This window comes from Citrobacter sp. wls711 (assembly GCF_005281055.1).
Lineage (GTDB): Bacteria > Pseudomonadota > Gammaproteobacteria > Enterobacterales > Enterobacteriaceae > Citrobacter > Citrobacter gillenii.
This window is the reverse complement of record NZ_SZXC01000053.1, coordinates 1-15,626: the sequence shown is the minus strand read 5'-3', so window position 1 is coordinate 15,626 and position 15,626 is coordinate 1. Positions and strand designations below refer to the sequence as shown.

The window sequence follows — 15,626 nt, the reverse complement described above, 5'->3', positions numbered from 1 at the left end:
CCAGGGGCGGTAGCGTGCCTGAATACAGGGAGTGAGGAAAAAATGGAACATCAGTCAGCAGTGCTGTTAAGGCGTCTTAATCCTTATTGCGCACAGGCGCTTGAAGCTGCGGCATCGTTATGTCAAACGCGAGCGCATGCAGAAATTACGCCTGAGCACTGGCTATTGAAGTTGCTGGAGCAAGGGGAGGGCGATATTACGGTAATCGCCCGGCGCTATGAATGGGATGTTGATAATCTCTGGCAGTCGTTGCTGGCACATCTTGATGTCCAGTCTCGTTCAGTTAAAAGCCGTCCACAGCTGTCAGATTCGCTTCTTTCCTTAATGCAACAGGCCTGGCTATGTGCCGCGACGGATGAAAATTCGCAAATACGCGGTGTACATCTGCTGATGGCGCTGGTGGGAAAGCCTTCGCTACTGAAGTGTGATGGTTTGTGGCCGCTTCTGAGCGCCGGGCATACCCAACTGGAACGGCTCCTGCCGTTACTAAATGCCCAGTCGGATGAGCGTCCGGAAAGACAGCAAGAAGCCGCTCTGGCGCAGGTTTCTCCAGATGACGAAGTGCGTCCTGGCCTGGCTCAGTCGACGTTGTCGCCAGCATTACAAGGTGTACTGGATAAATTTACCCTGGACGTGACCGCGAAAGCGCGTGCCGGCGATATCGACCCGGTATTTGGTCGCGATAATGAAATTCGCCAGATGGTGGATGTATTGTCACGTCGGCGGAAAAATAATCCGATTCTGGTCGGTGAGCCAGGAGTGGGTAAGACAGCGTTGGTAGAGGGCCTGGCACTCCGCATTGCAGAAGGCAACGTACCGGATAGCCTGAAATCGGTGACGCTGCGCACCCTGGATCTTGGCCTGCTTCAGGCGGGAGCGGGAGTAAAGGGTGAGTTTGAACAGCGTTTGAAAAACATTATTGATGCCGTGCAGCAGTCCCCAACGCCAGTTTTGCTGTTTATCGATGAGGCTCATACCATCATTGGTGCAGGTAATCAGGCGGGGGGCGCGGATGCGGCTAATCTGCTCAAACCTGCTCTGGCCAGAGGGGAGCTGCGGACCATCGCGGCGACCACCTGGAGCGAATATAAACAATATTTTGAGCGTGATGCCGCACTGGAACGGCGCTTTCAAATGGTAAAAGTGGATGAGCCGGATGATGAAACGGCTTGTCTGATGCTGCGTGGTTTGAAATCGCGCTATGCCAAACACCACGGCGTGCATATCACCGATGAAGCGGTCAAAACTGCTGTCACGCTCTCCCGCCGTTATCTTACGGGAAGACAATTGCCGGACAAAGCCGTTGACCTGTTGGATACCGCAGGTGCCAGGGTACGGATGAGCCTTGATACTGTTCCTGAGCCCCTCACGCGTTTGAAGTCAGAGATCACCGCGCTTGAAATGGAAAAGCAGGCACTACTTGAAGATATCGCCGTAGGCACTGGTCAACATGCTGAACGACTGGCGGCAATTGAACAGCAGGAAAACCGTCTGCTGGTCGAACTTGATGAACGCGAAACCCAGTATGGTCAGGAAATGACCCTCACTGAGCAGCTTATTGACTGCCGTCGTGATATTTCGCGTCAGGCAGAAACGACTGAATTGCAGCACAAGCTTAATGCACTTCAGCAGGGTAATCCTTTGCTGTTTCCGGATGTGGATGCACGTACCGTTGCCACTGTGATTGCTGACTGGACTGGCGTTCCACTTTCATCCTTACTGAAGGACTCCCAGGCCGATTTGCTGACGCTCGAAACTCAAATGGGTAAACGCGTTGTTGGTCAGGAGTATGCGCTGAACGCTATTGTGCAACGTTTGCGGGCATCAAAAACGGGTCTTACGCCGGAAAACGGTCCGCAGGGCGTGTTTCTGCTCACAGGACCCAGCGGGACCGGGAAAACGGAGACGGCACTGGCGCTGGCCGACATCCTCTTTGGCGGTGAAAAGTCGCTGATTACCATTAATCTGTCTGAATATCAGGAACCGCATACCGTGAGCCAGCTCAAAGGCTCACCTCCGGGATACGTAGGGTATGGTCAGGGCGGCGTTCTCACCGAAGCCGTGCGAAAGCGCCCTTATAGCGTGGTGCTATTGGATGAAGTAGAAAAGGCGCATCGGGACGTCATGAACCTGTTCTATCAGGTGTTCGATCGTGGCTTTATGCGCGATGGTGAAGGGCGTGAAATTGATTTTCGCAATACGGTTATTTTGATGACGTCCAATCTCGGCGGCGATTCTGTAATGCAGATGCTGGATGAACAGCCGGAAATGACAGAGTCCGGTTTGCATGAACTACTGCGTCCACTTTTATGCGATCACTTCCAGCCAGCCTTGTTGGCGCGCTTCCAGACCATTATCTACCATCCGCTCAGTGAACCGGCGTTACGTACGATTGTACAGATGAAACTGGATCAGGTTAGCCAGCGATTACTGCGTCACTACGGCATCACCACGACGATATCCGAGAACCTTTTTGATGCCCTGACCGCCGCTTGCCTGCTGCCGGATACGGGGGCGAGGAATATTGACAATCTACTGAATCAACAAATCTTGCCTGTGCTCAGCCAGCAGTTGTTAACGTATCTTTCCCGGCAGCAAAAACCACACTCTCTGATCCTTAGCTGGGATGAGTTCAAGGGCATCATGATGGAGTTTGAGAGTGCCAAATAATATTAAGGAAGATGGTCTCAGAACACTTACATCTGGAGAGATTGAACTGGCAAAGTCTGTATTTGGTTCCACTCTCCAGTATCATAAAGTGTGGATCCACAGGGAAAGTTATTTGCCTTTTAATTTACAGGATTCGAATACGGCGATGACGCCTGACGGTGAGATTTACTTTCGCAATCTGTACCGGGACGATTTTTCTCAGACATTACCCTATTCGCAACATTTATTTATCCATGAAATGAGCCATGTCTGGCAGCGAGAAAAGGGCATGAATGTTATTTGTAGAGGCCTGGTGAGTTGGTTAATCAGTTATCAATATAAACTGGATGGGCGGCTTCTAAGTGAGTACCCTATGGAGCAGCAGGCTCAAATTATTGCGGATCGTTTTATTCTACAAAAGAGTGGATATAGAACGTGGCTGGATATGCGCTTCAATCATAATATAACTTTAGATGGGGATATTCATGAAAGTGTAATCCGAGAATCTTATAGGAATACTCTTCGAGGATTCCCCTGGTGATGAAAAGTAGATTGTTTTTTTGTTTCAGTCTGTTGAGTTACAGTCTGGTATTCCTCACCGGATGTCCAGGATATGGGGATGTGTTACTTCTTGATAAGGAAGCTGTGGTTAGCATGGTTGGGGAAAATGTCTGTTTCTGGGTTTATGATTCTGCGAAACATAAACCCAGTATCATTTCTATCACCCAACGAGGATCTGAATTCGGAAGGGAAAAATTCACTATAGATCCACCATTGATATTGATTGACGATAAATGGTGTATTACTCCAAATTTTTATATTTTTCCAGATAAGGGGCAGTTTATCGTTTCCTATAGTCTACCAAATGATAGTTTAGATGACCGACCGCAGCGCGTTGTTAGTGGTGTGGAAGTCTCTAATGGGAATGTCCACAATTTTCATCTTACCGATATGGAGATCATACGACCATATTCTGAGATGGATAGGTAAAACACATCAAGTATGTATAAATCATAATGACTTCACTATGGATTATTAAAGAGAATGAGTCCATATGGTTTTATATGGAGTTTGCTATAAAAATTCCATTAGATAAGCACGGTGAGGACTTCTTTGGTAAAAATAGCTAAGAGGTTAATTAATGCAACTTTGCTGAGTTACAGCCTGGTATTTCTCACCGGGAGTCCAGGATATGGTGACAGATCGTTTACTGATGAAGAAACAGTGGTTAGCATGATTGGAAAAATATCTGCTTCTGGGTGAAGGACTCTGAAGAATACAAACCAGGTATCATTACGATTACTCGTAGAGGTGCTGATTTGGGTAATGAAAAAATTCATGCCAAACCCACCGCTCATTCTTCTTGATAATAAATGGTGCATAACACCCGATTTTTATACTCTCCCAGATAGTGGCCAGTTTATAGTTACGTATACGTTAGGGGACTTATTCAAATGATAGGCCACGAAGTATTTTTAGTGGGGTGGAGGTCTCTAACGATCGTATTTATAACATCCATCTTACCGATATAGAAATAGCGAGGCCTGATTCTGCGATGGATAAATTATTTTTTAATGGAAAATAAAGTGTGTTGAACGGAGTTAATCTTATGTATAAATCACAGCAAACAATGGCAACTACGCTTAATCGATATTTTTTATCTATTCCTTCTTGTTCTTCTGTGTTGGATGTTGAGGATTTCAATGGTTCAGAAGGACTGAGCCGAAATTATTACTATGATATTTTATTTACCAGTGCGGATAAAGATATTCAGGCCAATCAATTCTTGCGTCAGGTGGTAACATTGACGATGGGTGGTGGCCAGCTGGGATTCATGACGACGCAAAAAATAGTCCATGGTGTGATAACTGATTTTCAGCGGTTATCTGGCTCTGCCGATGAATCAAGATATCATATTACGTTAACGCCTTAACCGCTACAGCTTAATGATCCCTTCATGCCCGCATGCACTGGATGTGTTGCGTTTTGAGGGACTGGAGCAGTTAAGCGTTCTCTACCGTTACTCTGTCCGTTTTATCAGTAGTATTGAGTTTGAGTCATGAAGAGCGAATGACGCTGGAGTTTAATAATGAGTAAACGTAACGATATTATTGAACCTTCCGAGTGGACATCGGATTGTAGAACAGGGCTCGTTTATAGCGAAATTTTGGGATGGATAGATATAGGTCATGCACAGGGAAGTGATATTAAAAACCTACTGATAGATATAAAACGAGGTGAGTCAAGTCGTGATGGTTATTATGAAGTCACTTATAGCCAAAAGATGTTTGTATATCATCGCCAGTTTGGTACCGGAAAGTTTGTTAAGTGGCGTATCAAACAAGGTTTATCAGGATGTGAGAAAAATAGCGTTGCGTTAGCCATGATGATGACGACGGCGCGCTTGTTTGAAAGTTTGCAGGCTAAGAGGTGTTTTAGCTGGTATACCGACAGTGGTTTTAGCGGAGAGGATCTTACCTCCGATCTTTTAGGCTTCTACCGGGCAATTCTTCCCTCAGACTACCAGTCAAGACTGAGGCTTATCAGTAAAGAGCAGGCACTGAGTAGATGGGATTTTTATGGGCCGATAGGCAATTATAAGAATAAAGGATTTTTACCATTACTGTTTCCAGAGCCCTTGGATAACTGTGCTGTGCATAAACCCTATAAAGGGAACTTGCCTTCATTTATGACATGGGTGCAACCGTGGAGCGATTTCACTTCGGGTCGGGTAGAAATTATTACCGGGGATGGCGGCTATTATTCATTATTGTCGAGGTGAATGGTAATGAGCTACTATAAAATAATAATGGTGACGATTGTTTTGGTTTTCTTGTCACCGCTGCTAATACCCTGGCCAGATAAATTAGAGTATCGGGAAAGCGATCTTTTTGATTACTACTTCTACACTGATGTCGATATCAAGCAGGCCCCAAGGATCTCGAGCAATTATTACTTTGAATATATTTCCCCAGAGGGAAGTACACAGGAAACAAGTCTTATTATTTTCCGTGGTGGGGATGCAGGAATTATTCGTAACTATCTAATAGGTCTTGGTTTTTATCTTTATGATTATAGTGGTAATGGTAGAGAAGAGCTTTGGATATCCAACGATAATCATCGATTTACTTTTTCTATTGTCATCAATAAAAAAAAGGGTTTGGTTAGTTTAGTAAAGGAAAAACGTTGAGAGTAATTTTTACTTTCTGAACATGGCTCTTTACAAAATCACAAGGGTTAAATATATGGGAATGTCTGAATCACCGGGCGGCAGGATGTCATTTATATCTGAAAATACGCTGAATCGTTATCAATTGTCTATCCCTTCGTGCAAGTCTGTACTGGATGTTATTGATTTTAGTGGTACAGAGGAAATGAGTACGCTGTATCGATACGTAGTACATTTTTCCAGCCCGGATAAAGACATTGCTGTAGAGTCGATACTTAGAAAATCAACTACATTGACCATGGGAATGGGGAAGTTAAGTGAGTTAACTGCCTGCAAAGTGGTACATGGTATTGTGACATCTTTCTATCGTATCAGTGGTTCAAAAGACCAGGCAACCTATCAGCTAATCATTGAACCCTTTGTCGCGTTGCTGAAAAACCAATTTCGCACACACCGTTTCTTTATTAATATGTCAGTTCCTGAAGTTGTTACTCAAATTTTACAGGAGCATGGTTTAAAAAACTGGGAATATAATTTTGATGTGGTAATGGAATATCCCAAACGAGAGCAAATTAATCAGTATCAGGAAAGCGATCTGGTTTTTATTGAACGCCTGCTCTCTGAAGTTGGAATATTCTTCTTCTTCAGGCTTCAGCCTGAAGCTGGCACTGAGGTGATCTATTTTGCTGACAAACAAAGCGCATGGGAGTTTGGTAAAACGTTACCGCTGAATAGTCCTTCCGGAATGAATGACAATAGCATTGATTCAGTCTGGGATATCCAGTTCCAGCAGTCTGCAGTGCAGGCATCGGTTACTGCTGGGGACTATAACTATCGTCAGGCTCAGAAAATATTATTTTCTGCACAAACCGATATGACTTACGGTGAAGGTGAAGGGGTGACTTACGGGGACGTTTACCACTATCGCGCGCGCCATCTTGAAACGGGTGATAAGGTTTCGCCATCGCCTGAGACAGGGAATTTTTGGGCGCGCCTGGAACATGAGCGTTACCTCTCCTCACAAGCGACAATCACTGGATTATCAACCGATGCAAGCCTCAGCCCGGCTCAGGTCCTGAATATTACGGAATCCACACCTGTCCCAACGCTTCCTTCCAGTGTGCGTAACAGCTTGCTGGTTACGGCGGTTTCATTCAGCGCAAGCCGAAAGGAAGCGCTGCAAGTGGTGCTGATGGCGACAGTTTACAGTGAAACGCGCTGTTGGAGACCTCAGCTCAAACCGCGTCCAGTAATTAGCGGCACGCTAATGGCACGTGTTTCAAGCCCGAAAAAGAATGATGAATATGCTCATTTGAATCAGAGTGGGCTTTATTGGGTTAAGTTTGATGCGGACCGCGATGATAAACAACAGGGCTACGAAAGTATGCCGGTACGCCTGGCCAAACCCTACGGCGGTGACACCTACGGTATTCACTTCCCGCTGATACAGGGTACGGAGGTGGCGGTGGCGTTCCACGAGGGAGACCCGGACCGGCCGTATATCGCCCACGCGCTGCATGACTCGCGGCACCCGGACCACGTGACGGACGCAAACAACACGCGTAACGTCATCCGCACGCCGGCGAACAACAAGCTGCGTATGGAGGATAGACGGGGCGAGGAGCATGTCAAGCTCAGTACCGACTACGGTGGGAAGACGCAGCTGAACCTTGGGCATAACGTGGATGCGGGGCGTGCGCTGCGGGGAGAGGGCTTTGAACTGCGTACAGACCAGTGGGGAGCTATTCGGGCTGGAAAGGGGATCTTTATCAGTGCTGATCGCCAGGAATTAGCTGGAGGTTTGCAGCTGGATATGCATGAAGCACTAGCTAACTTACAAGCTGCGCTTCAGGATGCGAAAGGTATTCGCTCTGCGGCAGAAAAAGCGAAAGCAGAACTGGCTGATATAGAGAGGCAAAAAGCATTGTTGATGGAGTCTATGACAGAGCTCAAGAAACAGGCTTTACTTTTTTCTGCCCCTGCTGGTATAGCGCAGGTAACGCCCGCCAGTATCCAACTCTCATCAGGTGAGAATGTCATTGTGACCTCTGGAGCGGACACAGATGTCAGTGTCGCTAAAAAATTCCGCCTTGGTGTGAAAGAAACAATAAGTCTTTTCGCTCAGTGGATGGGGATTAAGATTTTCGCCAGCAAAGGAAAAGTGGAAATTCAGGCGCAGGGAGATGCAATGGATCTGCTGGCAAAGAAAACGTTGAGTATAGCCAGCAAGGATGAGCAGGTGATCATTACCGCTGCGACAGAGTTAGTGCTCAGTTGTGGTGGAGCATATATCAGGCTTAAAGATGGCGAAATAGAAGTCGGGGCGCCTGGCAACGTTCGCGTAAAGAGTATTGGAATTCAAAAAATGGCGCCTGCAACATTGAATGCCAGCATAGAGTTACCGGATCCTTGCGCTACTGCCATTGACGCAGCTGGTGGAACGCAAAGCCCTACAGTGACGCTGGGCTGATAGAGGGCCAATAATGAAGGAATCTTTCATAACTTATGATTACTCTTTACAGGCAATGCAAAATCAGGGGGGGGATATTGGTGAGGAAATATTTAATCGTTTTAGAGCGCTAAATAGAAATTGTATATTAATGATTGATGCTGCAATTATAAGATTAAGGAATCAAGATTCATCATTCTACAATAAAATAATAGATAGAGGGGGTGTGAGGGTACCAGTTGCTAATCGTTATCTAACCTCAGAATTTGAGCCATGTTTGGTATCACTGGATTTATCTTTACCTGAGGATTGTAAAATACTACATGAAAGTATTATACAAGCCCTGAAAGAGATCGAACCTAACGAAATACTGCTGGGTAAGGGCAGGATGATTTGTGGTTGGCTCACTTGCGAAGAAGATATTATCAATCTCGCTGCTTACCTGGGAAAAGTTGCTATCCAACAACGTGATGGTAAAGATGTTTTGCTTCGGTATTATGACCCTGCAATTATGATCTCTCTTTTATCCATCCTGGATGATTGGCAACAACAACGTTTGTTAGGACCAGTCGAAGTGTGGAATTTTATTGATGGCGATGGGCAGCTTATCAATAAAATAAATCAGTCTGATAATCAACTACGACTTTCATATACGTTATCGCTTAGCGCTGGCAATTGGTGTGATATAGATTTCATCGGGATAAAAAATAGGATTATCTGTAATTATCGCTTAGCGCATTTGAGTAGTGAACGTTTTTCGGAGTCATCGGTATTTAATCTATTACAGCAGTCACTTAAAAGAGCCGGGATGTGTGCTTTTGATGATGAAGAAGATCTTATTAAGTGGGGGGAGTGTTCAATTAATATTGCTCCGGAGTTTTATAACCATGGAATGATTAAAAGGTTGCTTGAAATAAATAGCCTAAGTGGCAAGAAAAAATTTACTCAAATAATATCTCATGTCACAGAACAGCAATGGAATGACATTCGCACAGATCATTAATTAAGTGATTTACAGTTCGAATATGCAGGAGAACAGGGATGAAAAATCATAAATGTGACTGTATGTCACAGGGACCGGCATTACTGCCCGTACGCTATGTGGTGGTTCCTGAATATATTCAGGAAGCACTGCCGGCGTGGGCAAAACCAGGAGCGTCGTCTTATCCGGCAGAAAGTGAAAATTATCACTATGCGCTGCGTGCGATGCGCAGGGGATATATCTATATCTACTATCCGTACCTGACGGACTGGGAAGCGTGGTCAGTGTGTGATGATGGCAGTTTGTGGAAGCAACTGTCGGCGAAAAATGTTCTGGAGAAATCAGAGCCTGACTGTCGGCAGGGCACCTACAGTAACGGCGGAAAGGATTTTCTGACGCTGCCATATGAAGTCCTGGAGAATGATATCTGGATAGCATTCACACAGTGTCGCTGGACGGAAAAAACGATGGAGCGTTACGCGGGCGATGACGGGCAACGGCAGAGCAGAATGCAGCGCCTGAGTGCATCAAACTGGACGTCACCGCAGACTTCAGAGCAAACGACAGAAGCAACGACAGGCAATCTTGCAGGGGTTCTGGATTACATCGCCCCGCAGGGAAGCCAGCTGAGTCCGGCAATGCTGTTACCGTATGGCACTCAGACTAAAATCCGCGTCAGCCAGTGTGTGGGTGAACGCTATGCAATAGTCAAAGAGCCGGGGCCGCAGGAGACGTTGTACCCGTGGAAGAGCGGAGTGGCCGGAAACACAATCCGGCAGATGAAGGAACGGGGAGTGAAGCCAGACGGTTCCCCTGTCACGCCGTTGCTGATGGCGCTGCATGATGCAACAGGGATAACGCATGAGCTGACGGGATGGACGAATGATGTCCTGGCGATGGCGAAGATATATGGTGAAGAACGCGCCCTGGAATTCTGCACCCAGGGCCTGATAAACGGTGTTGAGAATATTATAAAAAAGAGTGCTGAGCAGAATGTGGAACAGCAGCTCGCGGCAATGGGTGGTTCACTTTCAACATCTCGTGATATGGATTACGCATATGGAATGTATGTCTGGAACGAGGGACGGAAAGGCAATACGGATATTTTAAGCCGGGAAGAATTCGAGCATCAGGCGAAGAAAAGACAGGAGCAGAGCCTGAAAAGTTCGCGGGTGGCAAATAACCAGCGCAGATATAAAAGAAAGATAAATCAAGAACGTCTGGACTCATTTATCAAATGTAGTGAGGACCTGACGCACAAAATCGATAAACAACTCGAAGTACTAATCGATTTCCGCTGCCAATGGCTTAAATTTTCAGGTTTTATTCGTACACTGCAGGATTTTTATTCTGACCTTCCACTGGATAATTTGCATTTTCGTGAGATAGCAGCCTTTGCAATGTCTGGGTTAGGGGCGGCGAAATCTGGTGTGGGTTTACTGGATGACTGGATAAAAGATTATTCTACTACTGATGAAAACAACCTCGTCTGGCGTACTCATTTTTATAATGCACCTGAGTTAATGACTGTTGCCGAGTCTTTGCTTGCCAGTGTGCGCAAAGGGGTGAGTCAGCCGGTTACAGAACAAAGTTTGTTGGCATTTTTTGAGTCAAAATCCGGCGACCTGGTTAAATTATTCGAAGGGTTTAGTAAAGCAACAGCTGCGCTGGATGAGCCACCTGGAAATGATGCAGTCTGGTCAAAGCGGGTGCTGTATCAAGTTGATCAACATATGGCAACTCTGGGTTCCCGTTTATTCTCCGTTTCGGGTGTGGGACCGAAACTGGACACTTTAAACGATCTTGTCGTTAAAACACTCTGTTCTCTTTCGGCAGGTAAAACAGTAGCGGAGATAAAGTCATTTTCGAGTAAATATTTTGGCTGGGCGACCGAGCGTAGTTACTATATAAACGAAATGCTCTTTATTAATCCTCAGAAAGACAGAGTGTCAGGGCGTTTAAAAGTTGCTCAGGTGCGGTTTTCCGATCTGGAAAAGGCGACTGCGGACTTCAGTATCACGGGAGCGAAAAAAAATGCTTATCGTGCGACAAGTATCAATTTTCTGGTGCTTTTTTTTAATATGACGGAGCTATATAACCAAGCAGATCATTTCAAACGTGATGACTTTTCCAGTTATGCCAAACTGGTCGCTGCGGGATTTGCCACCACGGGAGGCGCGATTGATATTGTCAGTAAAATGATGGATGTCATAAAAAAGGATGATAAATCATTTCCGAAACTGAAATGGGTAGGTGCCAGTTGTGCGATGCTCAATGCTATTGCATCGTTGGGGGCTGATTTTTCAGATGCCTACCAGTTAAAAGATGAAAGATCAGTAAATAAACAGTGGACATACGGAATACTATATTTGGGGAAAATTCTTAATGATATAACAACCATTATTTCAGTCAGCGGCAAAGTCTTGCCTGCTTTAATGTCAAAATTTGGCTGGAGTACGGCTGTCGGCAGTATGGAGGTGTGGCTGGGGCGTGCAGCGATACCTACGGTGTATGCGCTGGGAATTGAGTGGATTGGTGCCCTCTCGTCCTGGCAGTTCGCTTTGCTTCTGGTGGTCGCAGAGTATGCCCTGAAAGAGTATTTTTTTGAAGATGAAATTCAAATCTGGTTGCAGAACACGCTGTTTGGTGAAAAGTTTTCGATAGATATTGATAGCTGTTCTGAAGAAAAAAAAGCAGAACTTATAGTGAAATGCGGAAAATCGCTGACGGAATGCTTACGTAAAATAGAATCTTCCAGCAAATAAGAGTGAATTGTATTTTCCAATAAAGCTATTCAAGAAATATCAACATGGTCGTATTCACATATTGTAAGAATAAATTATGAAAAAAGAACTGAAATTCTCGGACGGGTTGCGAAGAAGCCTTGAAGGCAGCAATAAAAAATATCCGCTTCATAACTATCTGCAGCAAAAAAGTGAGCTGGCGCGAACGCAGGAAATTCTGCGCAATATTGAGGCCAGAAATGAAAAAGGAAAATGGCTGGCACATTTTCGCCTGAAAGAGAAAGAGCTGCTGGACGTGCTGAATAACGCCCCGCCGGACCCGGTGCTGCCGCCTCCGGCGCCGCTGATTAAGGTTCGGGGTGTTATTGAAAAACTGACGCAGCGGCGAGTAGTGCAGCATTTCGACGTTCTGTCCTATCCGGAAGGAAGCGCCTACTACGCCCGGTATAAAAAGAAGATGGCGGCGTCGGCGGTGGTCTGGGCGGCCAGCGGCTCGGGAGGGACGGCCTCGGCCCTGCTGCAGGACTATGACAGGCCGTTGTGCGGGGCCTGGTATCTGACAGGGCGCATTAACGGCAGGCGTTTTTCCGGCTGGCTGGGATGTCACTGGTGCTATGAAGGGGAGGAGGTGGAACTGCTGGCGGCCCCGGTCGGCGAGGAGTATCTGGTGTATGCCGTCCACAAGCCGGAGGAGCAGTCCCTGTGCATGACGCCGGGGTGTTACCGGGGAAAGAACCAGGCGCGCCGGGCGGCAGTGCGTATCCCGCTACGAGTTTGCTATTTGTGCTTGGTTATTATTATCCCATTATATATACATGTATATAATGGATGGGAGGCATTCTCAAATCCATATTTCTATTCACTTATAGCAGTAGCTTTTCTGGCCTTACTGGGGTTATGTCTTCTTCCTGCGGCGTGGTCAATTTACAATCACAAGCCGTTACCGGAAGAAACGCTGTCAGAGGAGATATTCACCCTGCTGGGCTGGGAAAACGTGGCGGATATTAACCTGGAAACGCTCCATAAACGGCGAAAAAAAGAGTGGAAGCGAACGGGGAGCCCGCCAAACCCTCTGCGCAAAGGTACCCCCTTTGATTATTCAGGGGGGACACATTGTTTTTTTTATTATTAATACGGATGTTGAATGGTTCTTAACGGCATGGATAAATTATGAAAAAAGAACTGAAATTCTCGGACGGGTTGCGAAGAAGCCTCGAAGGCAGAAATAAAAAATATCCGCTTCACAACTATCTGCAGCAAAAAAATGAGCTGGCGCGAACGCAGGAAATTCTGCGCAACTTAGAGGTCAGAAATGAAAAAGGAAAATGGCTGGCACATTTTCGCCTGAAAGAGAAAGAGCTGCTGGACGTGCTGAAAAACGCCCCGCCGGACCCGGTGCTGCTGATTAAGGTTCGGGGCGTTATTGAAAAACTGACGCAGCGGCGAGTAGTGCAGCATTTCGACGTTCTGTCCTATCCGGAAGGAAGCGCCTACTACGCCCGGTATAAAAAGAAGATGGCGGCGTCGGCGGTGGTCTGGGCGGCCAGCGGCTCGGGAGGGACAGCCTCGGCCCTGCTGCAGGACTATGACAGGCCGTTGTGCGGGGCCTGGTATCTGACCGGGCGTATTAACGGCAGGCGTTTTTCCGGCTGGCTGGGGTATCACTGGTGCTATGAAGGGGAGGAGGTGGAACTGCTGGCGGCCCCGGTCGGCGAGGAGTATCTGGTGTATGCCGTCCACAAGCCGGAGGAGCAGTCCCTGTGTATGACGCCGGGGTGTTACCGGGGAAAGAACCAGGCGCGCCGGGCGGCAGTGCGTATCCCGCTACGGGTTTGTTACTTATGTTTTGCCATTTCCATCGCTGCTCTGCTATGTGGTGATGGTTTAGCATCATTTTATGATCCTATATTCTATTTATTTATAGTTGAAGCAATAATTTTTCTGCTGGTGATGTGTCTGCTTCCTGCTGCGTGGTCAATTTACAAACATAAACCGTTACCGGAAGAAACGCTGTCAGAGGAGATATTCACCCTGCTGGGCTGGGAAAACGTGGCGGATATTAACCTGGATACGCTCCATAAACGGCGAAAAAAAGAGTGGAAGCGAACGGGGATCCCGCCAAATCCTCTGCGCAAAGGTACCCCCTTTGATTATTCAGGGGGGACACATTGTTTTTTTTATTATTAATACGGATGTTGAATGGTTCTTAACGGCATGGATAAAATATGAAAAAAGAACTGAAATTCTCGGACGGGTTGCGAAGAAGCCTCGAAGGCAGAAATAAAAAATATCCGCTTCACAACTATCTGCAGCAAAAAAATGAGCTGGCGCGAACGCAGGAAATTCTGCGCAATATATCGGGCTGGCTGAAATGAAAAATCATAAATGTGACTGTATGTCACAGGGACCGGCATTACTGCCCGTACGCTATGCGGTGGTTCCTGAATATATTCAGGAAGCACTGCCGGCGTGGGCAAAACCAGGAGCGTCGTCTTATCCGGCAGAAAGTGAAAATTATCACTATGCGCTGCGTGCGATGCGCAGGGGATATATCTATATCTACTATCCGTACCTGACGGACTGGGAAGCGTGGTCGGTGTGTGATGACGGCAGTTTGTGGAAACAGCTATCGGCGAAAAATGTTCTGGAGAAGTCAGAGCCTGACTGTCGGCAGGGAACCTATTGATGGTCGCTGAATATATTCTGACGGAATATTATTCACGCGATGCCTTACAGTCGTGGATTGAGAATGGCTTGTTTGGTGATAATTGTTCGATTGATATCGACAGTTATGCGCCGGAAAAAATCAATATATTTATTGATGAAACCAGGAATTCACTGCAAGAAAGCTTACGTCAATTATCTTCAGGTAAAGAGCAACAACGTGGAAAACCAATAATTTACTGGCCATTTATTATCTATGATGTGCCGGAAGCCCCTGCTGTGGTTTAATTTGGAGCAACGAAATACTATGACAGAAGATGACGAACTGTTTGCCGATATGCCCAGGGCCTATATCCGGGGGCTGGAGAAGGGTAAAGGGTATGTGAAAGAGAACTATCTTCGGCAGCGCAGGGAATGGATAAAATTAAGACAAATCATTACGTACTATGAATCGGAAGGTAAGAAGAAGCATAAAAAACGGCTGGCGGAACTGTACCGTGAAGAAAAGCAGCTGGCAGAAGCGCTGGCTGATATGCCACCGGACCCGGTACTGCCCCCGCCAGCCCCGCTGATAAAGGTCAGTGGCGTGGTGACAAACTACCACCAGCGCTGCCTGACGCACTATTTTGACACCAAAGCCTATCCGCAGACGTGGGAATATTTCATCAGGCAGGATGAGAACATGGCGTCTGCCGCAATGGTGCTGGCCTCGACGGGGTCAGCGGCAACGGCACAGGGCATGGTGGCGAGCAATGAAGACAGGGTTCCAGCGGCGGCGTGGTACGTTACGGGCGAAATCAATGGCCGGCAGTTTTCAGGGTGGCTGGGCGCGCCCTATTGCCGGGAAGGTGAGGAAGTGGAGCTGATTGCCGCGCCGGTGGGAGAGGAATACCTGGTATATGCCCTTATCCGGCCGCATGCACGCTCGCTGACTATGCCACCGTGGTGTTACCAGGGAATACGACGGGC

Annotated in this window: 15 protein-coding genes; all 15 read left to right on the top strand. The window is 46.9% G+C overall.

Annotated features, from left to right (window positions below; translation table 11 throughout):
• Positions 1-42: 42 nt before the first annotated feature.
• Complete coding sequence (gene tssH, locus FDW98_RS16435; protein WP_096755693.1) at positions 43-2,670, top strand: type VI secretion system ATPase TssH; 2,628 nt, start codon at positions 43-45, stop codon at positions 2,668-2,670.
• On the top strand, positions 2,660-3,190 hold the full coding sequence (locus FDW98_RS16430; protein ID WP_096755694.1) for a type IV secretion protein Rhs: 531 nt from the start codon (positions 2,660-2,662) through the stop codon (positions 3,188-3,190). The genes tssH and FDW98_RS16430 overlap by 11 nt, the downstream gene beginning before the upstream one ends.
• Positions 3,190-3,639 carry a putative T6SS immunity periplasmic lipoprotein gene (locus FDW98_RS16425; RefSeq protein WP_096755695.1) on the top strand — a complete coding sequence of 150 codons (450 nt, stop codon included), beginning with the start codon at positions 3,190-3,192 and terminating at the stop codon, positions 3,637-3,639. The genes FDW98_RS16430 and FDW98_RS16425 overlap by 1 nt, the downstream gene beginning before the upstream one ends.
• Before the next feature lie 619 nt (positions 3,640-4,258).
• On the top strand, positions 4,259-4,582 hold the full coding sequence (locus FDW98_RS16420) for a contractile injection system protein, VgrG/Pvc8 family (RefSeq protein WP_319016473.1): 324 nt from the start codon (positions 4,259-4,261) through the stop codon (positions 4,580-4,582).
• A 156-nt stretch (positions 4,583-4,738) separates the two neighbouring features.
• Positions 4,739-5,431 (top strand): hypothetical protein, encoded by a 693-nt coding sequence (locus FDW98_RS16415; protein WP_096755696.1) that lies wholly within the window; start codon positions 4,739-4,741, stop codon positions 5,429-5,431.
• A gap of 6 nt (positions 5,432-5,437) precedes the next feature.
• Positions 5,438-5,839: a hypothetical protein gene (locus FDW98_RS16410; protein ID WP_137398887.1), complete on the top strand. Its 402-nt coding sequence runs from the start codon at positions 5,438-5,440 to the stop codon at positions 5,837-5,839.
• A gap of 55 nt (positions 5,840-5,894) precedes the next feature.
• Complete coding sequence (locus FDW98_RS16405; RefSeq protein WP_096759334.1) at positions 5,895-8,288, top strand: type VI secretion system Vgr family protein; 2,394 nt, start codon at positions 5,895-5,897, stop codon at positions 8,286-8,288.
• Between the two features lie 13 nt (positions 8,289-8,301).
• Entirely contained in the window at positions 8,302-9,270 is a 969-nt protein-coding gene (locus FDW98_RS16400) for a DUF4123 domain-containing protein (RefSeq protein ID WP_096755698.1), read from the top strand.
• 38 nt (positions 9,271-9,308) lie between these two features.
• Positions 9,309-12,014: a T6SS effector BTH_I2691 family protein gene (locus FDW98_RS16395; protein ID WP_096755699.1), complete on the top strand. Its 2,706-nt coding sequence runs from the start codon at positions 9,309-9,311 to the stop codon at positions 12,012-12,014.
• Between the two features lie 76 nt (positions 12,015-12,090).
• Positions 12,091-13,125, top strand: coding sequence for a putative type VI secretion system effector (locus tag FDW98_RS16390; RefSeq protein WP_137398886.1), 1,035 nt, complete (start codon positions 12,091-12,093; stop codon positions 13,123-13,125).
• A 38-nt stretch (positions 13,126-13,163) separates the two neighbouring features.
• A complete protein-coding gene (locus FDW98_RS16385) occupies positions 13,164-14,180 on the top strand; it encodes a putative type VI secretion system effector (RefSeq protein WP_137398885.1) in 1,017 nt (338 codons plus the stop codon).
• A 38-nt stretch (positions 14,181-14,218) separates the two neighbouring features.
• The gene (locus tag FDW98_RS23445; RefSeq protein WP_170975221.1) at positions 14,219-14,368 is read left to right on the top strand and encodes a hypothetical protein; all 150 of its coding nucleotides are present in this window, start codon (positions 14,219-14,221) and stop codon (positions 14,366-14,368) included.
• Positions 14,369-14,388: 20 nt separating this feature from the next.
• On the top strand, positions 14,389-14,679 hold the full coding sequence (locus FDW98_RS16380) for a toxin VasX (RefSeq protein ID WP_226794600.1): 291 nt from the start codon (positions 14,389-14,391) through the stop codon (positions 14,677-14,679).
• Complete coding sequence (locus tag FDW98_RS16375) at positions 14,679-14,945, top strand: hypothetical protein (RefSeq protein ID WP_096755702.1); 267 nt, start codon at positions 14,679-14,681, stop codon at positions 14,943-14,945. Before FDW98_RS16380 ends, FDW98_RS16375 begins: the two co-directional genes overlap by 1 nt.
• A gap of 19 nt (positions 14,946-14,964) precedes the next feature.
• Positions 14,965-15,626, top strand: a 662-nt coding sequence (locus FDW98_RS16370; RefSeq protein WP_137398884.1) for a hypothetical protein, incomplete at its 3' end; no start/stop codon positions are given.